Source organism: Streptomyces sp. BK208 (assembly GCF_004364245.1).
Classification (GTDB): domain Bacteria; phylum Actinomycetota; class Actinomycetes; order Streptomycetales; family Streptomycetaceae; genus Streptomyces.
The window spans coordinates 210545-234969 of record NZ_SOAV01000008.1 but is presented as its reverse complement, the minus strand read 5'-3'; the positions used below and the strand labels follow the sequence as shown (position 1 = coordinate 234969).

The following is a 24425-nucleotide window of genomic DNA, read 5'->3' as shown; positions in this document are numbered from 1 at the left end:
TCATCCCTGGGCTTTCTTGATGGCTTCGCGCAGCACCTCGCGGTCGTCGAAGGGACGGACCACCCCGGCGATGTCCTGGCCCTGCTCGTGGCCCTTGCCGGCCACCAGCACGGTGTCGCCGGGCTCGGCCCGGGCGACGGCGGCGGCGATCGCGGCGGCCCGGTCCTCGAAGACCTGGACCTCGCCGCGCTCGTGGGCGGGCACGGAGGCCGCGCCCTGGAGCATGGTGGCGAGGATCGCGAGCGGGTCCTCGGAGCGGGGGTTGTCGGAGGTCAGGACGGCGGTGTCGGCGAACCGGGCCACGGCGGCGCCCATCGGCTCCCGCTTGGTGGTGTCCCGGTCGCCGCCGCAGCCGAGGACGGCGTGCAGCCTGCCCTCGGTGACCTTGCGCAGGGCCCGCAGCACCGACTCGACCGCGTCGGTCTTGTGGGCGTAGTCGACCACCGCGAAGTAGGGCTGGCCCTCGTCCACGCGCTCCAGACGGCCCGGCACGCCCGGTACGGCGGCGACGCCGTCGGCGGCGGTCTGCGGGTCGAGTCCGGCGGCGGCCAGGGCGACGATCGCGGCGAGGGTGTTCGCCACGTTGAACGGTCCCGCCAGCGGCGACTTCGCGGTGATCCGCTCGCCCTTCGGCCCGAGCACGGTGAACCTGGAGTCCAGCGGCCCGACCTCGACCGCGTCGGCGCGCCAGTCGGCGTCCGGGTGGCCCTCGGCGGAGTAGGTGACGACCGGGACGGTGGCCTCGGCCGCGAGGCGGCGCCCGTACTCGTCGTCGACGTTGACCACGCCGAGCCTGCTGCGCTCCGGGGTGAAGAGCTGCGCCTTGGCCTGGAAGTAGTCCTCCATGCCGGAGTGGAACTCCATGTGCTCCGGGCTGAGGTTGGTGAAGACGGCGATGTCGAAGACGCAGGCGTCGACCCGGCCGAGCACCAGGGCGTGGCTGGAGACCTCCATGGCGACCGCCTCGGTGCCGCGCTCGCGCATCACCGCGAACAGGGCCTGGAGGTCGGTGGCCTCGGGCGTGGTCCGCTCGGACTTGATGCGCTCGTCGCCGATGCGCATCTCGACCGTGCCGATCAGCCCGGTGGACTTCGCCGTGCGCAGGCCGCCCTCGACGAGGTAGGCGGTGGTGGTCTTGCCCGAGGTGCCGGTGATGCCGATCTGGAGCAGGTCGCGGCCGGGGTGGCCGTAGATCGTGGCCGCCAGTTCACCCATCCGCGCGCGCGGGTCGTCGACGACGAGCGCCGGCAGGCCGGCCGCCGCGGCACGCTCGGCGCCGGCCGGGTCGGTCAGCACGGCCACGGCGCCGAGGCCGGCGGCCTGGGTGACGAAGTCGGCGCCGTGCAGGCGCGCTCCGGGCAGGGCGGCGTACAGGTCACCGGGGCGGACGGCGCGCGAGTCGTGGGTGATGCCCGTGACCTCGGCGGAGCGGTCCGGCGCGGTGGTACCCAGCTGATCGGCGAGTTCCGCGAGTGAGGTGGCGGAGATCCGCACCGGCCGGGGCGGTCCCGGATATGTCACGGGGTGGCCCTTCTGGGTGGTTTGGGACTGATCGGGGTGTGGCACGGCGGTGAGCGTACCGGCAGTACCCGCCTCCCGGCGAAGCGAGGTGCGGGGGCTGTCCTGGTTCCCGGGGTCGGGGGTGATCGTTGTCACGGGTGGTTCCTGGTGGCTCGGTACTGAATCGGCGCTGGCTCGGTACGGGCTCGGTGTCTGTGGGGGCGGGGGCGGTGTGACTCAGGGCTTGAAGGCGACCGGGAGCCTCGCGGGGTCGGCGCCGGTCGGGGGCACCTGAAGGGTCTTCAGGGCGAACTCCATGACCTGCTTGTAGATGGGGCCGCAGATCTGCCCGCCGAAGTAGCTGCCCTCGGTGGCGTTCTGGATGGCGCAGTAGACGGTGACGCGGGGCTTGTCGGCCGGGGCGAACCCGGCGAACGACGAGGTGTAGCCGTGGTACTTGCCGGTGGCCGGATCCACCCGGTTGGCCGTGCCCGTCTTGCCCGCCACGCGGTAGCCGGGGATGCGGGCCTTGGTTCCGGTGCCCTCCTCGTCGTCGACGACGGACTCCAGCATCTGCGCGAGGGTCTTCGCGGTCTTCTCACTGGTCACCCGCCTCTTCTCGGGCTCGGGAGCCGGTGTGAAGCGTCCGTCGGCGCCCTTGGTCCCGCGGACGAGCGTGGGTTCGACGCGTACGCCGCCGTTGGCGATGGTCGAGTAGATGGAGGCCGCCTGGAGCGCGTTCACGGAGACGCCCTGGCCGAAAGGGATCGTGTACTGCTGCGAGGTCGACCACTGGCCGGGCGGGGCCAGGATGCCCTTGGTCTCACCGGGGAAGCCGAGGCCGCTGTAGTCGCCGAGGCCGAACTTGCGCAGGTAGGAGTAGAGCACCTTGTTGGCCTCCGCCTGGGTCCTGCCCAGCTCGCCGGTGGCCATGATGGTGCCGATGTTGCTGGACTTGGCCAGCACGCCGTTGAGCGTGAGGTACCAGGTCGGGTGGTCGATGTCGTCCTTGAAGAGCCGGTCGCCGCGCTTGAGGCGGTTGGGCACGGTGATGTGGGTGCCCGGAGTGGCGGCGTTCTCCTCCAGCACGGCCGCCATCGACAGCACCTTGGCGGTGGAGCCGGGTTCGAAGGCGTCCTGGAGGGCGGCGTTGCCCAGCGCCCTCGGGTCGGCGTGCGCGAGGTCGCCGGGCTCGAAGCCGGGGGCGTTGGCCATGGCGAGGATCTCGCCGGTGGTCGTGTCCTGGACGATGACGTAGCCGCCGTCCGCCTTGGACTTCTCCACCTGCTCGCTGATGGCGTTCTGCGCGGCCCACTGGATGTCGCGGTCGATGGTGAGCTCGACGTCGCTGCCGGGCACCGCGGGCGTCTCGGTGGAACCGGCGGTGGGCACCTGGCGCCCGCCGGACTGCGCGTAGCGGATCTTGCCGTCCTCGCCGGCCAGGGTCTTGTCCAGCTTCCGCTCCAGGCCGCCGCCGCCCTTGCCGTCGGCGCCCACCCAGCCGAGGACCCCGGCGGCGAGGTCGCCACCCGGGTACACGCGCTTGCTGCTGGGGTCGGCGAAGACACCCGCGAGCACGTTGACCGCGGCCGTGTCGGTCTCCGTCTTGGCGGTGAGCGCGGTCTTCAGGTCCTTGATCTGGTTCCAGACCTGGGGCGTCTGCCGGCGCGCGAGGCGGACGTAGCGCAGCTGCCTGTTCTTCGGGCGGAGCACCTCGGCCAGCTCCTCCTGGTCCTGGCCGAGGATGGGTGCGAGGAGCGCCGCCGCCTGCTCGGGACCGTCGTCGACCTTCAGCTGCTCGCGGGTGAACATCGTGGGGTCGGCGGTGATGTCGTAGGAGTCCACGGTGGTCGCGAGGGCGACGCCGTTGCGGTCGGTGATCCCGCCGCGCTCGGCGGGCAGGGTGTGCACGACGTAGCGGTTCTGCTCGGCCTTCGCGGAGTACGTGCCGGCGTCCACGGCCTGGACCTGGAGGAGCCGTACGACGAAGGCGGACAGCACCAGGGTCAGCGCCAGGCCGATCATGCGCAGGCGGGGGCGCGGGCTGCCGAGCCGGAAGGCGCGGGGGGCCGGCCGGGACGGGCCCGGCCTGCGGGCCGGCCGGGCGCCGGGCCCGGGGCGGCGCCCGCCACCGGGGCGGACGGGCCTGGCGGGTCCGGGCACACGGCGGCGCGGCGGTTCCCTGTCGGACACTTCCGTCACCTGCCGGGAGTCGGGGTCGGGGTGGGCGTCGCCGCTGTGGTGGGGGTGGCGGCCGTGCTGGAGGACGCGGGTGCCGGGCCGGACGGTTCGGCGTACGGGGCCGGGGTGCCCGCGGCCGGGCCGCCGGACGTCGCGGTCAGCGCCTCGGGGGCGAGCACGAGCGGGGTGGCCGCGGCGGGCGCGGGGCTGGGCGAGCCCTTGACGGTGCCGTCGGGGTCGAGGAAGGCCGGGTCGCCGCCGGGCACCATGCCCAGCTCGCGGGCGCGGCGCTGGAGGGCCTGGGGGGCGGAGTAGGCGTCGATGTCCCGCTGCAGCGCCTGTTCCTCGTCGGTCAGCTCCTTGGTCTGCTGCTTCAGGTCGTCCAGCTGGAAGGAGCCCTCGCTCAGGGCGGAGTTCAGCACCAGGAGCCCGATGAGCCCGCCGCCGAGGAGGACGACGACCAGGAGGACGAACGGGGCCCGGGCCGCCTGGCCGCGGGTGCCGCCCGAGGGCAGGAGCCGGGCGAGGCGGGCCGCCCTGCCCTTCAGTTCGGGTTTCCTGCTCACTCGCCCTCCCCTAGGGGACGTCGTTCGGATCTTGCCGGGTCTGCCTCGCTCGCTCCACCGCCCGAGGGACTCCCCTCACCCGAGGGACTCCCGGATGCGCTCGGCGCCGCGCAGCCGTGCCGGTGCCGCCCGCCGGTTCTCGGCGATCTCCTCCTCGGTGGGAAGTTCGGCACCGCGCGTGAGCAGCTTGAGCCGCGGCGCGTAGCGTTCGGGGACGACGGGCAGACCGGGCGGCGCGGTGTTGGCGGCGCCGGCCGCGAACACCTGCTTCACCAGCCGGTCCTCCAGTGAGTGGTACGACAGCACGGCGATCCGTCCGCCGACGGCGATCGACTCGACGGCCGCCGGGATCGCCCGTTCCAGCACCGACAGTTCGCCGTTGACCTCGATGCGCAGGGCCTGGAAGGTCCGCTTGGCCGGGTTGCCGCCGGTGCGCTTGGCGGCCTGCGGCAGCGCCGCGCGGATCAGCTCCACGAGGCGGGCGCTGTTGGTGAAGGGCTCCTTCTCGCGCTCGCGCACGACGGCCGACACGATCCGCTTGGCCTGCTTCTCCTCGCCGTACGCCCGCAGGATGCGGACGAGTTCGCCGGGCGGGTAGCTGTTGAGGACCTCGGCGGCGCTCATGCCGGTCGTCTGGTCCATCCGCATGTCGAGCGGGGCGTCCTGGGCGTAGGCGAAGCCGCGGTCGGCCTCGTCGAGCTGCATGGAGGAGACGCCGAGGTCGAACAGCACGCCCTGGACGCGGGGCACGCCGAGCCGGTCGAGCACGTCGGGCAGCTCGTCGTAGACGGCGTGCACGAGGGTGGCGCGTTCGCCGTAGGCGGCCAGCCGCTCCCCGGACAGGCGCAGGGCCTCCTTGTCCCGGTCGAGGGCGACGAGCCGGGCCTCGGGGAAGCGTTCGAGGAGCGCCTCGCTGTGGCCGCCGAGTCCCAGCGTGCAGTCGACGACCACGGCTCCCGGCTCCTGGAGAGCGGGCGCCAGCAGGTCCAGACACCGCTGGAGCATCACCGGGACGTGTCGACTCTGGCTCAAGTGGGGCGGCCTCTCAGGTCCGGCACGGCGACACGCACTGCCGGGTCCCCTCCCGCTCGCATCCGAAGGGGAGGCCTGCCGGCGCCAAAAGCGTCGGCCGGCCGGGAGCGGGAGGAGGCCGAGCCGTACGTACGCGCCGCGCACGTGGGGAGATCTGGCGGGGCGTCGCCCAGGTCTCCGGGGATTCCAGTCCAGCAGGGAGACCCTCGCCTCCCGCTTCGCGTCACTTTAGTCCACCGTGTCGCCCGGTCAATCAACCGGCCTGCGCGTCGCGGGCGCCGGCGTCCGCAAACCGGTGCCGGACGCCTTCTCACTCGTACGGCGGCATCGCACCGCCCTGTGGAGTGGCTCACAACAAGCCGCGATGATGTTCTTTGTCCCCCTTCACAGCGGGCCACCGGCAGGGACGGCCGTTAACGTCATGGATATGACGACTTCTGCATCGGTACCCGCAGGCTCCGAATCCCCCATAGAGGACGGCTCGTCCGCCATCGGCCGGTTCGTCGAGGCGAACACCCGTTACGCCGCCGAGTTCGCCGACGCCGAACTGGCGGGCCGCCCCGCGCTCCAGGCGGCCGTGGTGGCCTGCATGGACGCGCGTCTGGACGTGACCGCGGCGCTGGGCCTGCGCAACGGCGACTGCCACGTCATCCGCAACGCGGGCGGGGTGGTCACCGACGACGTGATCCGCTCCCTCACCATCAGCCAGCGCGCCCTGGGCACGCGCAGCGTGATGCTCGTCCACCACACGGCGTGCGGCATGGAGACCCTCACCGAGGACTTCCGGCACGACCTGGAGCGTGAGGTCGGCCAGCGTCCGGCCTGGGCGGTGGAGTCCTTCCAGGACGCGGAGCAGGACGTGCGCCAGTCGCTCGAGCGGGTGCGCACCTCGCCCTTCCTGCCGCACACGGACGACGTGCGCGGCTTCGTCTACGACGTCAAGACGGGTCTGCTGCGCGAGGTCGACCCCGCCTGACCCGGTGGCCCACCCCGTCGATCCCGCCGGGCAAGCGCCGCAAAGGCCGTAAGGGCCGACATATCGCGGTCAGTTGTCCACAGGCGAGTGACACGAATCGGTAACGGCGGCAAGAATGCGGGAAGCGGTGTCGCGCGGAACCTTTTCCGGGCGGCGTCCGTGATTCGGGGTGGGCCGGTCCGCGCAGCGGGACCGGCCCGGCAAGTTGGGGTACCCCCGCTTCCCGGGAAGCGCGGGGAAAGGCCGAGGAGGGCCGGGTGACGACCTATGACGACCAGGCGAGCCGTGGGGGCACCGCCGCGCGAGCGTACGGGAGCGTGGGGGAAGATCTGACCGCTGTGGTCGAGCGGGTCCGCGCCTCGGTGGAGGGCGTGATCGAGGGCAAGCCGGAGGTCGTCCGGCTCTCGCTGACCGTGCTGCTGGCCGAGGGGCACCTGCTGATCGAGGATGTCCCGGGGGTCGGCAAGACGATGCTGGCCAAGGCGCTGGCCCGGTCCATCGACTGCTCCGTGCGCCGGATCCAGTTCACGCCCGACCTGCTGCCCTCGGACATCACCGGCGTGTCCATCTGGGACCAGCAGCGCAGGGACTTCGAGTTCAAGCCCGGCGCGATCTTCGCGCAGGTGGTGATCGGCGACGAGATCAACCGCGCGTCGCCGAAGACCCAGTCGGCGCTGCTGGAGTCGATGGAGGAGCGTCAGGTCACCATCGACGGCCAGACCTACGAGCTGCCCAGCCCGTTCATGGTGGTGGCGACGCAGAACCCGGTCGAGATGGAGGGCACCTATCCGCTGCCGGAGGCCCAGCGGGACCGTTTCATGGCCCGGGTGTCCATCGGCTATCCGAGTCCGGACGCCGAGTTGCAGATGCTCGACGTGCACGGCGGGGTCAGCCCGCTGGACGATCTGCAGCCGGTGGCGCACGCGCACGAGATCCTGAAGCTGATCGAGGCGGTCCGCGGCGTCCACGTGGCGGACCCGGTCCGGCGGTACGCGGTGGACCTGGTCGCCGCCACCCGCGCCCACCCGGACCTCAGACTCGGCGCCTCGCCGCGCGCCACGCTGCACCTGCTGCGCGCGGCGAAGGCGTCCGCCGCCCTGAGCGGCCGGGACTACGCGCTGCCGGACGACGTGCAGGCCCTCGCGGTCGCCGTCCTGGCCCACCGGCTGCTGCCGACCGCGCAGGCCCAGCTCAACCGCCGCACCGCCGAGCAGGTCGTCCAGGAGATCCTGCAGCGCACCCCGGTGCCCGCGGAGCCGCAGCAGCAGACGGGCCTCGGCATGGGCCGCGGCACGTCGCCGTACGGTCAGCAACCGCCGCGGAGGCTGTGATGGACGCCGGGGGGACGGCCGGGGGCGCGGAAGGCCGGGGCGAGGGCGGCGGGGTCCGGACCGCGCTGGCCGGTCTGACCACCCGCGGACGCTCCTTCCTGGCGGCCGGCATCGCCGCCGCGGCCTGCGCCTACGTGCTCGGGCAGAGTGATCTGCTGCGCGTCGGGCTGCTCCTGGGCGTGCTGCCCCTCGTGTGCGCGGCCGTCCTGCACCGCACCCGCTACCGGGTCGCGGGCAGTCGCCGGCTCTCCCCCGAGCGGGTGCCGGCGGGCAGCGAGGCCCGGGTCCACCTGCGCGTCGACAACGTCTCCCGGCTGCCCACCGGTCTGCTGATGCTCCAGGACCGGGTGCCCTACGTGCTCGGCCCGCGCCCCCGCTTCGTCCTCGACCGGGTGGAGCAGGGCGGCCGCCGCGAGGTGTCCTACCGGGTCCGTTCGGACCTGCGCGGCCGCTATCCGCTGGGTCCGTTGCAGCTGCGCCTGACCGACCCGTTCGGCCTGTGCGAGCTGACCCGCTCCTTCTCGACGTACGACACCCTGACGGTCGTCCCGCGCGTGGAGGCGCTGCCCCCGGTGCGGCTGAGCGGCGAGGCGAAGGGGTACGGCGAGGGCCGGCAGCGCTCGCTCGCGCTGGCGGGCGACGACGACGTGATCCCGCGCGGGTACCGGTACGGCGACGACCTGCGCCGCGTGCACTGGCGTTCCACCGCTCGCTACGGCGAGTTGATGGTGCGCCGCGAGGAGCAGCCGCAGCGGGCCCGCTGCACGGTGCTCCTGGACACCCGGGTCGTGGCCTTCGAGGGCGCGGGCCCCGACTCGGCCTTCGAGTGGGCGGTGTCGGGCGCGGCGTCCGTGCTGGTGCACATGCTGGAGCGGGGCTTCTCCGTCCGGCTGCTCACCGACGCGGGCGACTCGGTGCCGGGCGAGGGCGCCGACGGGTTCGCGGGTGCGAGCCAGGGCACGGCCGACGCGGCCGGCCTGATGCTGGACACCCTCGCCGTGATCGACCACTCCGACGGCACGAGCCTGTCCTCGGCGTACGACACGCTGCGCGGCGGGAACGAGGGGCTGCTGGTGGCGTTCTTCGGGGACCTGGACGAGGAGCAGGCCACGATCGCCGCGAAGATGCGGCAGCGCAGCGGCGGCGCCCTGGCCTTCGTCCTGGACAGCGAGACGTGGTCCCGGGAACCGTCCGACGTGCCCGGCCCGTCGGGCGAGTGCGGGGAGCGGCTGCGCATGCTGCGCGAGTCGGGCTGGACCGCCGTGGCCGTCCCCCGGGGCGTCGCGGTCGAGGAGATGTGGCGCACGGCCGACCAGGAGCGCACCACCCTCACCACCCCGGCCGGCGGAAGGGCGAGGCGATGAGCGGGCGGGCCCGGTTGGCGGTGTGTGCCTGGGCGGCCACGGTGATGGCGGCGTGTGCGTTGCTGCCCCTGGTCGATCCGGCCACCTGGATCCTGCAGGCGGCGGTCCTGCTGGCGGTGCAGTCCGGGGTGGGCGCGGTGACGCGGCGGGTGCCGCTGGCACGGCCGCTGACCGTCGCCGCCCAGGCCCTGGTCGCGCTGCTGCTGCTGACCCTGGTCTTCGCCCGGCAGCAGGCGGTCGGCGGGGTGCTCCCCGGCCCGCAGGCCTTCCAGCACTTCGGCGACCTGCTCCGGCAGGGCGGCGACGACATAGCCCGGTACGCGATCCCGGCGCCGCTGGAGTCCGAGGGCATCCGGCTGATGCTCGTCGGCGGCGTGCTGGTGATCGGGCTGCTGGTGGACACCCTCGCGGTGACCTTCCGCAGTGCCGCTCCGGCGGGTCTGCCGCTGCTCGCGCTGTACTCGGTGGCCGCGGGGCTGTCCGAGGGCGGTGCCGACTGGCTGTGGTTCCTGGTCGCGGCGGCCGGTTATCTGATGCTGCTGCTGGCCGAGGGGCGGGACCGGCTCTCGCAGTGGGGCCGGGTCTTCGGCGGCTCGCCGCGCACTCCGGGCGCGGTGGACCAGGGGCGCGCGCTCGCCCCGGTCCGCACCGGACGGCGCATCGGCGCCTTCGCGCTGGGCATCGCCCTCGTGGTGCCGCTCGCCCTGCCGGCGATGGACGGCGGGCTGCTGGACGGCGCCCGCGGCGGCGTGGGCTCCGGGACCGGGGGCGGCGGCACGATCTCCGCGGTGAACCCGCTGGTCTCCCTGCGGGACAGTCTGAACGTCGACGAGAACCGCGAGGTCCTCAGCGTCCAGACGGACTCCGAGGACCTGTCCGACCTCTATCTGCGCATCGTCTCCCTGGACGACTTCGACGGCTCCACCTGGAAGCCGTCCAAGCGGCACATCACCGGCGTGCCGGACGGCACGTTCCCCACCCCGGCCGGGCTCGGCCCCGACATCAGGCGCACGGAGATCCGCACCATGGTCGCGGCCGCCGACTGGTACGCGCAGACCTGGCTGCCCATGCCCTACCCGCCCAGCGGTGTGCGCGTCGCGGGCAACTGGCGCTACGAGCCCGTCGGCATGACCCTGGTCGGCGACCACGGCCAGAGCACCCGCGGGCTGACGTACGAGGTGCGGAGCCTGAGCGTGCAGCCGACGGCACAGCAGCTCGCCGCGGCGCCGCAGCCGCCGGCGGCACTCCTGCGCGAGTACACGGCGCTGCCGGACTCCCTGCCCGAGGTGGTCTCCCGCACCGCGCGCGAGGTCACCGCCGGTGCCGCGAACCCCTACGAGCAGGCGGTCGCCCTCCAGGAGTACTTCGCGGTCGACGGCGGCTTCGAGTACGACACCCAGGTCAAGGTCGGCAGCGGCCCGGACGCGATCGCCACGTTCCTGAAGGACAAGGAGGGCTTCTGCGTCCACTTCTCCTTCGCCATGGCGGCGATGGCCCGCACCCTGGGCATTCCGGCCAGGGTCGCGGTCGGCTTCGCGCCGGGGGCCCCGCAGGCGGACGGCTCGGTGTCGGTGGGGCTGCGGGACGCCCACGCGTGGCCCGAGCTGTACTTCGAGGGCGTGGGCTGGACCCGCTTCGAGCCGACGCCGACGCGTGGCTCGGTCCCGCCGTACACCGTCGCGGACCGGCCGGGCAGCTCGGTGCCGGATCCCGCCCAGCCGTCCCGGAGCGCGCAGGCGGAGCCGTCGGCGGCGCCCTCGGAGAGCGCCGTCTGCTCCCCGCAGGACAAGAAGCTGGGCGCCTGCGCCACCGAGTCCGCGGTGGCCGTGCCCGTCACCGGCGGCGACGGGCCGAAGTGGTACGCACTGCTGGCGTGGGCCCTGGCCGGAATGGTGGTGCTGCTGGTCCCGCTCGCGCCGATGCTGTGGCGGCTGCGTGCCAGGGCGGCGCGGCTCGGGGCGCACGGTCGGGCCGAGGCCGACGCGGGCCCGCACACCCTCGTGGTCTGGCAGGAGCTGACCGACACCGCGTGGGATCTGGGGATCCTGCCGGAGGAGTCGCAGACCACCCGCAAGGCGGCGGCCCGCATCGTCCGGCTGGGCGGGCTCGAACCGGCGGCCGCCGCGGCGGTGCACCGGGTGGCGGACGCCGTGGAGCAGGTTCTCTACGCGCCCCGCCCGCGTCCGACGGCGGGGCTGACGCAGGACGTCCGGCTGGCCACCGCCGGTCTGCGTGCCGCGGCCGGCCGCGGTGCGCGGTCGCGCGCACTGCTCGCCCCGCGTTCGGCCGTTCGGGTGACCTGGGCGGCGTCGGCCCGGTGGGCGGCTCTGAAACGCCGGGTGACGGCCGCCCGGCCGGTATGGCGGAGGACGTCGGACCAGCAGGGCTGAACGGGGGTGTGGGGCCGTCCCGGGACGCCCGCCGACCCGGAGTGCCCGCCGCCCCAGGGCGCCCGAGTCGCGGGGAAGCCCGGGGCCATCAACGGGGGGCACGGGCATCGCGGGGGCCGTGCCCCCTGTCCATCCGTGCGACGGGCGCGCGGCCATCCCCGCGGCGGGCACTCGGGAAGCACCGGCGGCGAGCGCTCCGACACCACCACGGGGAGTGCTCGGGGACCCGTGAGGACCCTCGGACACCCCCACGGCGAGCGATCGAGGAACCGCCGGGCGTGCGCCGGGCACACGGCCGACGCCCCGGCTCGCCCCGGGCGCCGGCTCACGGCGCACGCGTGAGGGGGTGACCACCGGACGGTGGTCACCCCCTCACGCGGGATGTTCTGGTGAGCGGCGGCTCGGGCGCTACTGGCCGCCCTGCTGCTCGTCTCTGCGGCGCTGCCAGCGTTCGTCGATCCGGTCCATCATGGAGCGTTTCTGCCGTACTTGGCGGCGCGCTGTCTGGGGGCCGGCACCGGCCGCCTGCTGCTCGCCCGGCTTGGGGGCCTTGCGCCAGCCGGTCACGGCGAGCACCGCGCACCCCAGCATGACGAGGAAGCCCACCACACTGAGCCACACCTGCTGGGCGACCATACCGGCCATCAGGAGCGCAATACCCACGAGGAAGCCCGCGACCGCCTGGTAGACCCGTCGCCGGGTGTACGTACGCAGCCCGCTTCCCTCGAGCGCTGTCGCGAACTTGGGATCTTCGGCGTACAGCGCTCGCTCCATCTGCTCGAGCATGCGCTGCTCGTGCTCCGAGAGCGGCACGGAGTCCTCCTCATCGTGCAGTCGCCGGGGCGACCCGGGGGGTCCCTTCAGGATAGGCAGGGAATCGCCCCCGTGAAACCCGCCCCTCTGCGCCAATTGACCAACCGGACTCCGTCATGGCCGTGCCGGCTCGCTGAAGTTCCCATTCCCCAACGGCCGACCCGTCATGCCGGGCCGTCTCCCTCGATCATACGGCGACTGCCCCCCGTTCGGGGGGCCTGTGGCGTACTCCATCTGCCGTCGCGCCGCTGATCAGCGCCTTACCCCACCGGGCGCTCAGGCCTCCTCGGCACCGCGCGTCTCACCGAGCACATGCAACTGGGTGGCGACGGCGTGGAAAGCGGCGATTTCGGCCGCCGCGGCCTCCAGCTTCAGCAGGGCGTCCATCGCGCCCGGCTCGGTGTCGACCAGTCCGCCGGGAACGAGGTCGGCGAAGACGCGGACGCCGTGCACGGCGCCGATCCGGAGCCCGGCGGCCTCGACCAGACCGGTGAGCTGCTCGGCGGTGAACCGGCGCGGCACGGGGTCGCCGGTGCCCCAGCGGCCGTCCGGGTCGGACAGGGCCTGGCGGGCCTCCGTGAAGTGGCCGGCGAGGGCACGCGCGAGCACGGCGCCGCCCAGGCCCGCGGCGAGCAGGCTGAGGACGCCCTCGGCGCGCAGGGCCGCCACCGCGTTGCGGACGCCCTCCGCGGGGTCGTCGACGTACTCCAGGACGCCGTGGCACAGCACCGCGTCGTAGCCGCCGCGCTCGACCACGTCGAAGAGGCCGCCGGCGTCTCCCTGGACGCCCCGCACCCGGTCGGCGACGTCGGCCTCGGCGGCGCGGCGCTCCAGGGCGAACAGGGCGTTGGGGCTCGGGTCCACGACGGTGACGCGATGGCCGAGCTCGGCCACGGGCACCGCGAAGTTGCCGCTGCCGCCGCCGGTGTCCAGGACGTCCAGTGCCTGCCGGCCCGTGGCCTTGACCCGGCGGTCCAGGGCGTCCCGGAGGACGTCCCACACCACGGCGGTGCGCAGGGCCGCCCGGGAGCGGGAGGGCTCGGAGCGCGGCGACGCCGTCTGCGGTCGGGGGTGGGAGGCGGGCGGGCGCATCGGGTCCGACACGGCAGTTGTCTCCTCGGCGCGGCACCGCCTCGGACACGGGCGGAGCGAACGGGCTGCCGCCCCCGCCCGGTGCGGGGAGGGGGAGGCTTCAGGCGTCTCCCACCCTATTGCCTCCGTCGGGCCCGCCGGTCACCCACTCACGACCCGGTCATCCCGCGTCCGGCAGGTCCCGGCCCGGGTGGCCGGACTCGGGGCGGTCGGGGTGCTCCGGGCCCGGTGGGTCCGCGTCCGGGCGCGGCTGGGGCAGCACCGGCTGGAGGACCAGCATCCGCTCCACCAGCCGCAGGAACATCGCCACGTCGCGTATCAGGTCGTCGGCGTCCCGGCGGCCCGCCGCGCCCTGGATGCCCGCCTCGGCCCGGGCCCGGCGGCTCGCGCCGGAGGCGAACAGGGCGCTCCAGTCGGACAGCTCGGGCGCGATCTCGGGCAGCACCTCCCAGGCACTGCGGATGCGGGCCCGGGCCCGTGGGCTGGTCTCCGGGCGGCCCCGGGCGGCCAGCACCGCCGCGGCGGTGCGCAGGGCGGCGAGATGGGCCGTCGCGTAACGCTCGTTCGGCGTTTCGAGGACGGCTGCCTCGTCCAGTCCGGCCCGGGCCTGGGCGAGCAGGTCGAGGGCGGCGGGCGGGGCCGTTGTCCGGCGGAGCACGGGGTGCACGTCGCTCGCCGGTCCGGTCAGTGAGGGTGCAGGGCCGGCTGCGCGGCGCCGCCGGGCGGCGGCTGCGGACGAGTGGGCCATGACGATCCTCCTGTCGTCTCCGTGACGGCACGTCCTGGCAGGAGGTGCCGTATGTGCCCATCGTGAGGTATGGCACTGACAATCCGTTCTGACCTGGGCTTTCCGTTCGATCGGCCGTTCGGTTCGGCGGGCCGGGCCGCTCGGGGCCCGGGGCCTGCGGTGACATCCCCGGGCGGGGTGCTGTGAGAATCGGACCATGGAAAGCAGCAACACCGCGTCGCAGAGCGGCAGCCGTCGCGAGGCCACCCGGCAGAGGCTCTACGAGGCGGCGGTCACCCTGATCGCCGAGCAGGGCTTCTCCGCCACCACCGTGGACGAGATCGCCGAGCGGGCCGGGGTCGCGAAGGGCACGGTCTACTACAACTTCGCCAGCAAGTCCGTCCTCTTCGAGGAGCTGCTGCGGCACGGTGTCGGCCTGCTGACCGCCTCGCTGCGCGAGGCCGCGGAGCGGGCGGCCCGGGAGGGGCGCGGCCGGGTCGACGCCCTGGACGCGATGATCCGCGCGGGGCTCGTCTTCATCGACCGCTATCCCGCCTTCACCCAGCTGTACGTGGCCGAGCTGTGGCGCACGAACCGGGCCTGGCAGTCGACGCTCCTGGTGGTCAGGCAGGAGGCCGTGGCGGTGGTGGAGGGCGTGCTGCGCGAGGGCGTGGCGAGCGGGGAGTTCAGCGAGGAGATCGACGTGCCGCTGACCGCCGCCGCGCTGGTCGGCATGGTCCTGGTGGCCGCGCTGGACTGGAAGGCGTTCCAGGCGGAGCGCTCCCTCGACGACGTGCACGCCGCGCTGTCGCGGCTGCTCCAGGGGCGCGTGAGCGGCCGGGGCTGACCGGCCCGGGCCGAGCGCCCGGAGCCGAGTGCCCGGGCGGGGCCGGGCACGGGCCGGGCGGGGCCGAGCGTGGGCCAGACGGGGCCGGGCACGGGCCGGGCGGGGCCGGGCACGGGCCAGACGGCGCCGGGCACGGGCCGGGCGGGCCCGAGCGCGGGCCAGACGGCGCCGGGCACGGGCCGGGCACGAAGAACGCCGGTCCGTGGTGGCCGCGTCCCCCGCGGGCCGCCGTCGGACCGGCGCCTTCTCCTGCTCCCCCGTACGTCCCCCCGTCGGAACTCCCGTCGCCGGTCGTCCCTCCGGGCTCCCCCGTCTCGCTCCCGCCGACCACGGCCGGCGGAAGGAGCGGATCGCGGGCCCGGCTCCGTTCCGGCGCCCCGTGCCGCCGGTTCCGGAGCCGTGCCCCTCTCCGTGTCTCCACTCTCTCGTTCCCGCAGGTCGCGGCCCATCCGCGCGCGTACTCATCCGGCGGACTAGGTACACCTACTCACGGCTGGGCATCCCGCCTCACGGCGCGGCCTCGCCGACCGGTCACCGGGACGTCCGTCGCGGTGCTCAGCCCTCGCACGGGCGGTGCCGGCCGCGGCGGATAAAGTCCCTGGCATGGCACGGATTGCGGTGATCGGCGCCGGGATGGGCGCGATGGCGGCGGCCGCCCGGCTCGCCGTCGCGGGCCACCGGGTGGTGGTGTACGAGCGGACGCCGGCCTACGGCGGAGCCCTGGGCCGCTTCGAGCGGGACGGGTTCGCCTTCGACACCGGCCCCGGTCTGCTCCCGCTGCCCGCCGTCTGGCGCGACCTGTTCGTGAAGACCGGCAGGGAGCCGCTGGAGTCGTGCGTCGAGCTGGTCCAGGTCGACCCGTCGTCCCGGCACGTCTTCGCGGACGGTACGGAGGTCTCGCTGCCGAACGCCTCCCGGGCGGGTGTGGTCGCCGCCCTGGACGCGGCGCTCGGGGCGGGCGCGGGGCAGCGCTGGGGCGACTTCCTGGTGCGGGCCAGGGAGACCTGGGACCGCACACGCCGCCCCCTGCTGGAGGAGCCGCTGTGGCCGAACTGGCGGGTGCTGGCCGAGCGGGAACCCTATCCGGCGGTCCCGCACAAGCGGCTGCTGCGCACCCGCCGGGCCGGCACGCTCGCCGAGATCGGCGCCCGGGAGCTGCGCGATCCCCGGCTCGCCGCCCTGCTGGAGAGCCACGCGCTCGCGTACGGCCTCGATCCCCGCGCCGCCCCGGCGAACGCCGCCGTGCTGCCGTACATGGAGTACGCGTTCGGCACCTGGTACGTGCGCGGCGGCGGCCTGCGGGAGCTGGCGCGGGCGGTGTACGAGCGGTGCCTGGCCCGCCGGGTCGAGTTCCGCTTCGGGACCGAGGTCACCGGGATCGTCGAGAAGGACGGCCGGGTGGTGGGTGTGGAGTCGGCCGAAGGGGCCCTGGAGGAAGCCGGGTTCGTGGTGTCCGGCGTCGCGCCGGACGTGCTGGACCGCCTCCGCGGCGGTTCGCCGGCAAGGGGCGTGGACGAGGTGCCGGCGCAGCGCGGCGGGGCGAGCCGGCTGACGGTGCTGCTGGCGCTGCGGGGCGGTCGCCCCGAGGGCACGGTGCACCGGACGACGGTGCACGCGGCGGACCGTGAGGCCGAGCTGGACCGTCTGTTCGGCGCCGCTCCCGGGACGTCCGCGCGGCCGACCGTCACCGTCCTGCGGCCCGACGACCCGGCCCTGGTGCCGGACGCGGACCACGAGGCGGTCACGCTGTCCGCGACGGTGCCCGCCCTGAGCGGTGGTCAGGACCGGGCCGCGACCGAGGTGTTCGGGCGCCTCGCCGAGCAGTTGATCGACGCCGCAGAGCGGGCGGTCCCCGGTCTGCGCGACCGGCTCCTGTGGCACGAGGTGCGCACCCCCGCCGAGGTGGCGGCGGACACCGGCGTGGCGGACGGCGCGATCCCGGTGCCGGCGTTCGCGGGCGCCGCCGGGCGTCTGCTGCACCCGGCGAACGCGACGCGCACGGAGGGCCTGTTCACGGTCGGTGGCTGGTCGCACCCCGGCGGGGGCCTGCCGCACGCGGGCATGTCGGGCGCGCTGGTCGCCGGACTGGTCGTCGAGGGGCCGGAGTTCCGCGGCTCGCAGTGAGCGGCCGGGGAGGGGGCCCGTGGCCGCCGCTCGGCGCCCGGGCCCGCGTGCTCCTCAGAAGCGGTACTGCTCGTCGTAGCCCTGGTTCTGGCCCTGCGTCCGGTCCTCGCCCTGGTAAGGGTAGGACTGCTGCTCGGGCGGGAGTTCACCGCCGTAGGGGTCGTCGGTGCTGCGCTGCTGCGGCACCCACACGCCGCCGGCCGGGGTCTCGCCGCCGTAACCGCCGGGCGCGCCGGTGGCGTACGGGTCCTGCCCGTAGTCCTGCTGCCCGTACTGCTGCTGCGCGCCGGTCGCGTCGTAGCCGCCGGTGTCGTACGCACCGCCGCCGTACTGGTGGGTGCCGATGTACGGGTCGGAGTACGCGGCGTACTGCTGCTGGGCACCGGGGTCGTAGCCGTAGCCCTGCTGCTGCCCGTAGCCCGAGTAGTCGTAGGCGTAGGCCTGGTCGGCGCCCGGCGCGGCCGCCGCCTGCTGCTGGCCGGTGCCGTAACCGGAGTCGGCGTACACGCCGTAGGAGCCGGTGTCGTCGGGCATGGGCTGCGGCTCGTAGACGGCGGTGGTCTCCGCGGCGGAGGGGTCGGCGGCGGGGCGGGCCGGGGTGAAGACGTCGTCGCGGTCGTAGTCGTCGGGCCCGTACAGGGGGGCGTCCTGGACCGGGACGTGGCCCTGGGCGTGCTGGTCGTAGCCGTCGTGGTCCTGGCCGCCCTCGGCGGGCCCGGCCGCGGGGACCTCGGGCACCGGCTCGCGGCGGCCGCGTTCGGGACGCGCGCGCTTGCCGACGAGGCTCACCGGGGCGTTGACCGCCCAGCCCGCCTCGAAGCCGCGGCGGAACGAGAGGGTGACGTAGGTCTGGCCGACCGCGAAGGCCGCGGCGCCGAGACCGATGACGAGCACGTTCGACATCAGTACGCCGGCCACGACGCCGACGAAGCCGCCGAAGGCCAGCAGCCGCCAGCGCAGCCGCGCTTTGTACTGCAGCAGCACCTCGCCGAGCAGCCACAGCGCGACGACGCCGAACGCGATGTAGAGGACCGTCCAGCCCATGTACGCCCCTCTCCCAGTGGCCGTTACGCAGTGTGTCGCAAATACGTGCGGCCGGTCTAGGCCCGCGGGGGATGGTGCAGGCCCAGGTTCTCGTAGATTTCCAGCGTCGCGGTGGAGTTGTTCAGCGTGATGAAGTGCAGTCCGGGCACACCCTCTGCCAGCAGCCGCGCGCAGAACTCCGTGGCGAACTCGATACCGATCGAGCGTACCGCCGCCGGATCGTCCTTGACCGCGAGGATCCGCTCTTTCAGCTCCGCCGGGAACGAGGCGTTGCTGAGCTTCGGCAGTCTCTCCAGCATCTTCACACTGGTCACCGGCATGACCTCGGGGATCACCGGGGTCGCGCAGCCGGCCGCGGCGACCCGGTCGCGCAGCCGGAGGTAGGACTCGGCCTGGAAGAACATCTGGGTGATCGCGTAGTCGGCGCCGGCCCGGCACTTGTCGACGAAGTGCGCCACGTCCGTGTCCCAGTCGGCGGAGCGCGGGTGCATCTCGGGGAAGGCCGCCACGCCGACACAGAAGTCGCCCGACTCCTTGATGAGCCTGACCAGCTCGGCGGCGTAGGTCAGGCCCTCGGGGTGGGCGATCCAGTCGGCGCCCGGGTCGCCGGGCGGGTCGCCGCGCACGGCCAGCATGTTGCGGATCCCGGCGTCGGCGTACTGGCCGATGATGTTCCGCAGCTCGGCGACGGAGTGGTCGACGGCGGTCAGGTGGGCCACCGGGGTCAGCGTGGTGTCGGCGACGATCTGCTGGGTCTCGCGGACCGTGCCCGCGCGGGTGGAACCGCCGGCGCCGTAGGTCACGGAGACGAAGTCCGGGGCCACGGCCTCGACCCGGCGGAGCGCGCTCCAGAGGTTCTTCTCGCCCTTGGGCGTCTTCGGCGCCGAGAACTCGAACGAGTACGTCGTCTTGCCGGTGGCGAGGATGTCACGCACCGTGCGGGCGCGGTCAGTCCTCGTGCTTGCGGTTCCGAGGGCCATACCGGCAGGTTAGCCAGGGTGTGACGGTCACCCAACCGGATGCGGGATATTTGTCCCTATTGTCGAGTTGTTGTCCATCTTTTGGACACTCGGCCCGTCCTCGGCTCCGTGCGGCCCCGTGCGGCTGCGCGCTGCTCCGCGCGGTTGTGTCCGGCTACTTCCCGGCCGGCGACGCCTCCCGCAGCCGCTTCGCGAACTCGGCCGCCGCCGCGCCCGGGTCCTCGGCGGCGGTGATCGCGCGGACGACGACCGCGCGCCGGGCGCCGGCGGCCAGCACCTCGTCGAGGTTGCCGAGGTCGATGCCGCCGATGGCGAACCAGGGGCGGTCGGTGCCCAGGGCGGCCGTGTACCGGACCAGGTCGAGGCCGGGGGCGTGGCGGCCGGGCTTGGTGGGGGTGGGCCAGCACGGACCGGTGCAGAAGTAGTCCACGCCCTCCTGGGCGGCGGCAGCGGCGGCCTCGGACTCGGCGTGCGTGGAGCGGCCGACGAGGACGTCGGCGCCGAGGATCGCCCGGGCGGCGGGCACCGGCAGGTCGCCCTGACCGAGGTGCAGCACGTCGGCACGGGCGGCGTGCGCGACGTCCGCCCGGTCGTTGACCGCGAGGAGCTTGCCGTGGCGGGCGCAGGCGTCGGCGAAGACCGCCAGGTGCTCCAGCTCCTCGGCCGCCTCCATGCCCTTGTCCCGCAGCTGCACGATGTCGACGCCGCCGGCGAGCACGGCGTCCAGGAACTCGGGCAGGTCGCCCTGGTCGCGGCGGGCGTCCGTGCAGAGGTAGAGGCGGGCGTCGGCGAGCCGGGCGCGGGCGGTGGTCGGGGCGGTGTCGGGCATGCGGGTGTCCCCCCGGTTCGGTGGCGTGGGCCCACGACGGGCCGCGCGATTCTGGCACACGGCCGCGGACCCGGCCCCTCCCGGGCCCTGGTCCGCGGCTCGTGTGCCGGGCGGTGCGCCGGGTCAGACGGCGAGCGCCTGGGCGCGGCGCTTGACCTCCGTACCGCGGTTCTCACTCAGCGCCTGGGCGGGGGTGCCGGGCAGGCTCGGGTCGGGCGTGAAGAGCCATTCCAGCATCTCCTCGGCCGTGAAGCCGTCGTCCCGCAGCAGCGTCAGGGTCCCGACCAGGCCCTTGACGACCTTGTCCTCGTCGATGAAGGCCTCGGGGATGTGCAGCGCGCGGTTCTCACCGCGGCGTACGGCGATGAGCTGGCCTTCCTTGATCAGCTGGCGTACCCGGGTCACCTCGACGCCGAGCTTCTCGGCGATGTCGGGAACGGTGAGCCAGGCAGGCACGAGAGCATCGATCTTTGCGTCAATCTCGGTCACGCCCCCCAGACTGCCACCTGGCACTGACAGTCGGAAACCGGGCTGCGCCCGACCGCGCCCGGCTACGCCGTCGCGGCCGCCGCCTTCAACGGTCTGGCCGGATCTGCCAGCAGCTCGGGGTCCATCGTGGTGCCCGCCTGGATCAGCCGTCTGCCCTGCGCCAGGTCCCGGGGGCGTCCCACCGCCAGCAGGGCCACCAGACGGCCCGCGCGCAGCCAGCAGACCGTCCACGCGGGGCTCGTGGGGTCGCCGCGCCACAGGGTGGTGTCGGCGGCCGTGTGGTGACCGGCGTACTGGACGAAGCGGCCGAACTGCTCGGACCAGAAGTACGGCACCGGGTCGTAGGCCGGCGGGGTCTCGCCGCCCGGGGCGCCGACGATGTCGGCGGCGACCGTGCGCGGGCCCTGGAGGGCGTTGTCCCAGTGGTGCACCAGCAGCCGCTCGCCGTAGCGGGCGGACGGGAAGGACGCGCAGTCGCCCACCGCGTGCACGTCCGCCGCGGAGGTGCGCAGGCGGTCGTCGGCCAGGACCTCGCCGTGCGTGCCGAGGGCGATGCCGGAGCCGGCGAGCCAGCCGGTGGCCGGGCGGGCGCCGACGCCGACGACGACCGCGCCGGCGGGCAGCCGGGTGCCGTCGTCGAGGACGACGCGGGCCGGCCCGCCGGGGCCGCCCGGCTCGACGCGCTCCACGCGCGCGCGGGTGCGCAGTCCGGCGCCCGCGTCGGCGTACCAGTCGGTCATCGGCGCGGCGACCTCGGCGGGCAGCGCGTCGGCCAGCGGCCGGTCGGCGGCCTCGACCACGGTCACCGCGCAGCCCGCCTCGCGCGCGGCGGTGGCGAACTCGGCGCCGATCCAGCCCGCGCCGACCACCACGACGTCGTGCTGCCGGGCGAGCACCGGGCGCAGCCGTTCGGCGTCGTCCAGGGTGCGCAGCAGGTGGACGCCCGGCACGTCCTCGGTGCCGGGGAGCCGGACCGGTTCGGCGCCGGTCGCGAGGACGAGGGAGTCGTAGGGGACGGGGCCCTCGGAGGTGTCCAAAACGTGGTCGCCCGGGCGGACGCCCAGGGCCTCGCAGCCCAGCCGCAGGGTGATGCCGAGCGCCTCGAAGTCGACGTCGAAGGCGGAGCCCTCGGCGGTGCCGAGCAGGACGGCCTTGGACAGCGGGGGACGGTCGTACGGCTGGTGCGGCTCCGCGCCGATCAGGATCACCGGGCCGGTGAAGCCCTGCTCCCGCAGGGCGACCGCGGTCTGCACCCCCGCCATCCCGGCGCCCACCACGACCACACGGCGCTCCGCGTCCGCCACCGGCTCCCGCCCCCGCTCGTTCGTCTGCTCGCTCACCCGATCACCATAGTTACCCGCGGAACGCCGGTCAGTGCCCCTGCGCGGTGATCTGCTCCACGACACTCGTGCCGCTGCCCTGCTGCGACTCCCACTCCCAGGTCTCCTCCAGGCGCACGCGTCCGTCCGGCAGCTCCACGACGGTCGAGACGCAGTGGCCCGACGAGGTGCTGCCGTCGGTCTTCAGCTGCACGTACCGGAAGTCGAGGCGGTCGCCCTCCCTGGTGCCCACCAGACGGCCGCGCACGACGTCACCGCCGGCGTACTCGGCCCACACGGCGCCGTCCTGCTCGTGGTAGGCGAACCGGGTGCGGGTGCCCACCTGGCCGGGCGCCTGGTCGGCGACCGGCGCGAGGACGAGACCGTCGAGCGAACGGGTCATGGGCACGGGCTCCCTTACAAGTGCGATGCCCTGCGGGCTAGGGTGGCCAACGTAAAGCACTCGCGGGAGCCCGGACGCACCGGGCTGAGAGGGAGGCTGGCGGCCTCCGACCGTACGAACCTGATCCGGGTCATGCCGGCGAAGGGAGGGGCTGGACGCCCATGTCGTCTCCACCACTCGCATCCCGTACTCCTGGTACGTCTCGTGCGCCCGACGTCCTGGTCGTCGGCGGCGGGGTCGTCGGGCTGGTCACGGCCTGGCGGGCCGCGCAGCGCGGGCTGGCCACGGGCCTCGTCGACCCCCAGCCGGGCGGCGGTGCGGCCCAGGTGGCGGCCGGGATGCTGGCCGCCGTCACGGAGCTGCACTACGGCGAGGGGACGCTGCTCGCCCTGAACCTGGCCTCGGCCCGCCGGTACCCCGCGTTCGCGGCCGAGCTGGCCGATCTCACCGGTCACGACCTCGGTTACCGCCGCTGCGGCACGCTCGCCGTCGCGCTGGACGCCGACGACCGCGCCCACCTGCGCGAACTGCACGCGCTCCAGCAGCGCTCCGGCCTGGACTCGGAGTGGCTGTCGGGGCGCGAGTGCCGACGTCTCGAGCCGATGCTCGCGCCGGGCGTGCGCGGAGGGCTGCGGGTGGACGGCGACCACCAGATCGACCCCCGGCGCCTGGCCGGCGCACTGCTGGCCGCCTGCGAGCACGCGGGCGTGGTCTTCCACCGGACGTGGGCCGAGCGGCTCACCGTCGGGCGCGGGGACCGCGCCACCGGTGTCGTCACCTCCGACGGCACCGCGCTGGAGGCCGGACAGGTGGTGCTGGCCGGGGGCAGTCTGAGCGGGCGGCTGACGGGCGTGCCGGAGGCCGTGCTGCCGCCGGTGCGGCCCGTGAAGGGCCAGGTGCTGCGGCTGACCATGCCCAGGACCCGGCCGCTGCTGCACCGGACGGTGCGCGCCGTGGTGCGCGGCAACTCCGTCTACCTGGTGCCCCGCGAGAGCGGTGAGCTGGTCGTCGGCGCCACCAGCGAGGAGCTGGGCTGGGACACGACGGTCACCGCGGGCGGCGTCTACGAGCTGCTGCGCGACGCCCACGAGCTGGTGCCCGGCATCACGGAGCTGCCCCTGACGGAGACCCGGGCGGGCCTGCGCCCGGGCTCCCCGGACAACGCCCCGCTGCTCGGCCCGACCGCTCTGGACGGCCTGTTGCTGGCCACCGGGCACTACCGCAACGGCGTCCTGCTCACCCCCGTCACCGGCGACGTCATGGCGGACGTCCTGACCACCGGGGAGCTGCCCGAGGAGGCCCGCGCCTTCACCCCGCGGCGCTTCGGCACCGACCCCGCCCTCCTCCGCCCTTCGGCCCCCTCGGAACGGACGGAGCAGCCCGTATGACTCCCGTGACCATCTCCGTCAACGGCCAGCCCCGCGAGGTGGCTCCCGGCACGGCCCTGGACGCGCTGGTGGGCACCCTCACCGCGGCACCGTCCGGCGTCGCCGCCGCCCTGAACGAGACCGTCGTCCCGCGCGCGCAGTGGTCCGCCACCGCCCTGGCCGACGGCGACCGCGTCGAGGTCCTCACCGCTGTGCAAGGAGGCTGACCATGGCCGACGATCCCTTCGTCCTGGGCGGTACGTCGTACGGCTCCCGCCTGATCATGGGCACGGGCGGGGCGCCCAGCCTCGATGTGCTGGAGCGCGCCCTGGTGGCCTCCGGTACGGAGCTGACGACCGTCGCGATGCGGCGGGTGAACGCCTCGGTGCACGGGTCGGTGCTGTCCGTCCTCGACCGGCTCGGCATCCGCGTCCTGCCCAACACGGCCGGCTGCTTCACCGCCGGGGAGGCCGTCCTGACCGCGCGGCTGGCGCGCGAGGCGCTGGGCACGGACCTGGTCAAGCTGGAGGTCATCGCCGACGAGCGCACCCTGCTGCCGGACCCGGTCGAGCTGCTGGACGCGGCGGAGACGCTGGTCGACGACGGGTTCACGGTGCTGCCGTACACCAACGACGATCCGGTGCTCGCGCGGAAGCTGGAGGACGCCGGATGCGCGGCGATCATGCCGCTGGGTTCGCCGATCGGGTCCGGGCTTGGCATCCGCAACCCGCACAACTTCCAGCTGATCGTGGAGCACGCGCGTGTGCCGGTGATTCTCGACGCGGGAGCCGGTACGGCGTCGGACGTGGCGCTGGCGATGGAGCTGGGGTGCGCGGGTGTGATGCTGGCCTCGGCGGTGACCCGGGCGCAGGAGCCCGTCCTGATGGCCGAGGGGATGCGGTACGCGGTGGAGGCGGGGCGGCTGGCCCGGCGGGCGGGGCGGATCCCGCGCCGGCACTTCGCCGAGGCGTCGTCTCCGGCGGAGGGCCTCGCCGTGCTGGACCCGGAGCGGCCCGCCTTCTAGGTCCTGCCGGCAGCCGGGGCGGGTGCC

The 24425-nt window shown here is 74.4% G+C and carries 22 protein-coding genes and 1 riboswitch; of the genes, 9 read left to right on the top strand and 13 right to left on the bottom strand.

The window, feature by feature from the left end; translation table 11 throughout:
• From EV562_RS21300 to rsmH, 4 genes are all read right to left on the bottom strand, one after another.
• Positions 1 to 1521, bottom strand: a complete 1521-nt coding sequence (locus EV562_RS21300; RefSeq protein ID WP_133888561.1) for a UDP-N-acetylmuramoyl-L-alanyl-D-glutamate--2,6-diaminopimelate ligase — start codon at positions 1519 to 1521, stop codon at positions 1 to 3.
• A gap of 216 nt (positions 1522 to 1737) precedes the next feature.
• Complete coding sequence (gene ftsI, locus EV562_RS21295) at positions 1738 to 3702, bottom strand: cell division protein FtsI (protein ID WP_133888417.1); 1965 nt, start codon at positions 3700 to 3702, stop codon at positions 1738 to 1740.
• On the bottom strand, positions 3699 to 4247 hold the full coding sequence (locus tag EV562_RS21290) for a septum formation initiator family protein (protein ID WP_133888416.1): 549 nt from the start codon (positions 4245 to 4247) through the stop codon (positions 3699 to 3701). The genes ftsI and EV562_RS21290 overlap by 4 nt, the downstream gene beginning before the upstream one ends.
• Before the next feature lie 75 nt (positions 4248 to 4322).
• A complete protein-coding gene (gene rsmH / locus EV562_RS21285) occupies positions 4323 to 5279 on the bottom strand; it encodes a 16S rRNA (cytosine(1402)-N(4))-methyltransferase RsmH (RefSeq protein ID WP_133888415.1) in 957 nt (318 codons plus the stop codon).
• A 421-nt stretch (positions 5280 to 5700) separates the two neighbouring features.
• On the opposite strand from rsmH, the gene EV562_RS21280 reads away from it, so the two are divergent.
• From EV562_RS21280 to EV562_RS21265, 4 genes are all read left to right on the top strand, one after another.
• Complete coding sequence (locus EV562_RS21280; protein WP_243860108.1) at positions 5701 to 6255, top strand: carbonic anhydrase; 555 nt, start codon at positions 5701 to 5703, stop codon at positions 6253 to 6255.
• A 317-nt stretch (positions 6256 to 6572) separates the two neighbouring features.
• Entirely contained in the window at positions 6573 to 7586 is a 1014-nt protein-coding gene (locus EV562_RS21275) for a MoxR family ATPase (RefSeq protein ID WP_133888560.1), read from the top strand.
• A complete protein-coding gene (locus EV562_RS21270; RefSeq protein ID WP_166661921.1) occupies positions 7586 to 8950 on the top strand; it encodes a DUF58 domain-containing protein in 1365 nt (454 codons plus the stop codon). Before EV562_RS21275 ends, EV562_RS21270 begins: the two co-directional genes overlap by 1 nt.
• Entirely contained in the window at positions 8947 to 11340 is a 2394-nt protein-coding gene (locus EV562_RS21265) for a DUF3488 and transglutaminase-like domain-containing protein (protein ID WP_133888412.1), read from the top strand. The genes EV562_RS21270 and EV562_RS21265 overlap by 4 nt, the downstream gene beginning before the upstream one ends.
• A 408-nt stretch (positions 11341 to 11748) precedes the next feature.
• Here the strand turns inward: EV562_RS21265 and EV562_RS21260 are convergent, their stop codons facing one another.
• The 3 genes from EV562_RS21260 to EV562_RS21250 form a co-directional block, all read right to left on the bottom strand.
• Complete coding sequence (locus tag EV562_RS21260; RefSeq protein WP_133888411.1) at positions 11749 to 12153, bottom strand: spore wall synthesis complex protein; 405 nt, start codon at positions 12151 to 12153, stop codon at positions 11749 to 11751.
• A 276-nt stretch (positions 12154 to 12429) separates the two neighbouring features.
• Positions 12430 to 13257: a methyltransferase gene (locus tag EV562_RS21255; protein WP_166661920.1), complete on the bottom strand. Its 828-nt coding sequence runs from the start codon at positions 13255 to 13257 to the stop codon at positions 12430 to 12432.
• Positions 13258 to 13405: 148 nt separating this feature from the next.
• Positions 13406 to 13993, bottom strand: a complete 588-nt coding sequence (locus EV562_RS21250) for an SAV_6107 family HEPN domain-containing protein (RefSeq protein WP_133888410.1) — start codon at positions 13991 to 13993, stop codon at positions 13406 to 13408.
• 196 nt (positions 13994 to 14189) lie between these two features.
• Between EV562_RS21250 and EV562_RS21245 the strand changes: the two genes are divergently transcribed.
• Together EV562_RS21245 and EV562_RS21240 are read left to right on the top strand one after the other, a co-directional pair.
• A complete protein-coding gene (locus EV562_RS21245) occupies positions 14190 to 14819 on the top strand; it encodes a TetR/AcrR family transcriptional regulator (RefSeq protein WP_133888409.1) in 630 nt (209 codons plus the stop codon).
• A gap of 603 nt (positions 14820 to 15422) precedes the next feature.
• Positions 15423 to 16943 carry an NAD(P)/FAD-dependent oxidoreductase gene (locus EV562_RS21240; protein ID WP_133888408.1) on the top strand — a complete coding sequence of 507 codons (1521 nt, stop codon included), beginning with the start codon at positions 15423 to 15425 and terminating at the stop codon, positions 16941 to 16943.
• Between the two features lie 54 nt (positions 16944 to 16997).
• Here the strand turns inward: EV562_RS21240 and EV562_RS21235 are convergent, their stop codons facing one another.
• From EV562_RS21235 to EV562_RS21210, 6 genes are all read right to left on the bottom strand, one after another.
• Positions 16998 to 17987, bottom strand: a complete 990-nt coding sequence (locus EV562_RS21235) for a hypothetical protein (RefSeq protein WP_133888407.1) — start codon at positions 17985 to 17987, stop codon at positions 16998 to 17000.
• A gap of 56 nt (positions 17988 to 18043) precedes the next feature.
• Entirely contained in the window at positions 18044 to 18967 is a 924-nt protein-coding gene (gene metF / locus EV562_RS21230; protein ID WP_133888406.1) for a methylenetetrahydrofolate reductase [NAD(P)H], read from the bottom strand.
• A 154-nt stretch (positions 18968 to 19121) separates the two neighbouring features.
• Positions 19122 to 19796: a thiamine phosphate synthase gene (gene thiE / locus EV562_RS21225; RefSeq protein WP_133888405.1), complete on the bottom strand. Its 675-nt coding sequence runs from the start codon at positions 19794 to 19796 to the stop codon at positions 19122 to 19124.
• A 123-nt stretch (positions 19797 to 19919) separates the two neighbouring features.
• Positions 19920 to 20285, bottom strand: coding sequence for an Rv2175c family DNA-binding protein (locus tag EV562_RS21220; RefSeq protein ID WP_133888404.1), 366 nt, complete (start codon positions 20283 to 20285; stop codon positions 19920 to 19922).
• 62 nt (positions 20286 to 20347) lie between these two features.
• Positions 20348 to 21625 carry an FAD-dependent oxidoreductase gene (locus EV562_RS21215; protein ID WP_279588509.1) on the bottom strand — a complete coding sequence of 426 codons (1278 nt, stop codon included), beginning with the start codon at positions 21623 to 21625 and terminating at the stop codon, positions 20348 to 20350.
• 31 nt (positions 21626 to 21656) lie between these two features.
• Positions 21657 to 22007, bottom strand: coding sequence for a hypothetical protein (locus tag EV562_RS21210; RefSeq protein ID WP_133888403.1), 351 nt, complete (start codon positions 22005 to 22007; stop codon positions 21657 to 21659).
• 52 nt (positions 22008 to 22059) lie between these two features.
• A riboswitch (TPP riboswitch) is annotated at positions 22060 to 22171 on the top strand.
• On the opposite strand from EV562_RS21210, the gene thiO reads away from it, so the two are divergent.
• From thiO to EV562_RS21195, 3 genes are all read left to right on the top strand, one after another.
• Complete coding sequence (thiO, locus tag EV562_RS21205; RefSeq protein WP_133888402.1) at positions 22169 to 23395, top strand: glycine oxidase ThiO; 1227 nt, start codon at positions 22169 to 22171, stop codon at positions 23393 to 23395. (Overlaps the previous riboswitch by 3 nt.)
• A gap of 5 nt (positions 23396 to 23400) precedes the next feature.
• Positions 23401 to 23601, top strand: a complete 201-nt coding sequence (thiS, locus tag EV562_RS21200; RefSeq protein WP_133888557.1) for a sulfur carrier protein ThiS — start codon at positions 23401 to 23403, stop codon at positions 23599 to 23601.
• A 2-nt stretch (positions 23602 to 23603) separates the two neighbouring features.
• On the top strand, positions 23604 to 24398 hold the full coding sequence (locus EV562_RS21195; RefSeq protein WP_133888401.1) for a thiazole synthase: 795 nt from the start codon (positions 23604 to 23606) through the stop codon (positions 24396 to 24398).
• Positions 24399 to 24425 lie beyond the last annotated feature (27 nt).

Coding starts and splice junctions, on each gene's coding strand:
- EV562_RS21265 (WP_133888412.1), top strand. CDS start 8,947: ATGAGCGGGCGGGCCCGGTTGGCGGTGTGTGCCTGGGCGGCCACGGTG.
- thiE (WP_133888405.1), bottom strand. CDS start 19,796: ATGCCCGACACCGCCCCGACCACCGCCCGCGCCCGGCTCGCCGACGCC.
- EV562_RS21270 (WP_166661921.1), top strand. CDS start 7,586: ATGGACGCCGGGGGGACGGCCGGGGGCGCGGAAGGCCGGGGCGAGGGC.
- metF (WP_133888406.1), bottom strand. CDS start 18,967: ATGGCCCTCGGAACCGCAAGCACGAGGACTGACCGCGCCCGCACGGTG.
- EV562_RS21250 (WP_133888410.1), bottom strand. CDS start 13,993: ATGGCCCACTCGTCCGCAGCCGCCGCCCGGCGGCGCCGCGCAGCCGGC.
- EV562_RS21280 (WP_243860108.1), top strand. CDS start 5,701: ATGGATATGACGACTTCTGCATCGGTACCCGCAGGCTCCGAATCCCCC.
- EV562_RS21240 (WP_133888408.1), top strand. CDS start 15,423: ATGGCACGGATTGCGGTGATCGGCGCCGGGATGGGCGCGATGGCGGCG.
- EV562_RS21245 (WP_133888409.1), top strand. CDS start 14,190: ATGGAAAGCAGCAACACCGCGTCGCAGAGCGGCAGCCGTCGCGAGGCC.
- EV562_RS21210 (WP_133888403.1), bottom strand. CDS start 22,007: ATGACCCGTTCGCTCGACGGTCTCGTCCTCGCGCCGGTCGCCGACCAG.
- thiO (WP_133888402.1), top strand. CDS start 22,169: ATGTCGTCTCCACCACTCGCATCCCGTACTCCTGGTACGTCTCGTGCG.
- EV562_RS21235 (WP_133888407.1), bottom strand. CDS start 17,987: ATGGGCTGGACGGTCCTCTACATCGCGTTCGGCGTCGTCGCGCTGTGG.
- EV562_RS21195 (WP_133888401.1), top strand. CDS start 23,604: ATGGCCGACGATCCCTTCGTCCTGGGCGGTACGTCGTACGGCTCCCGC.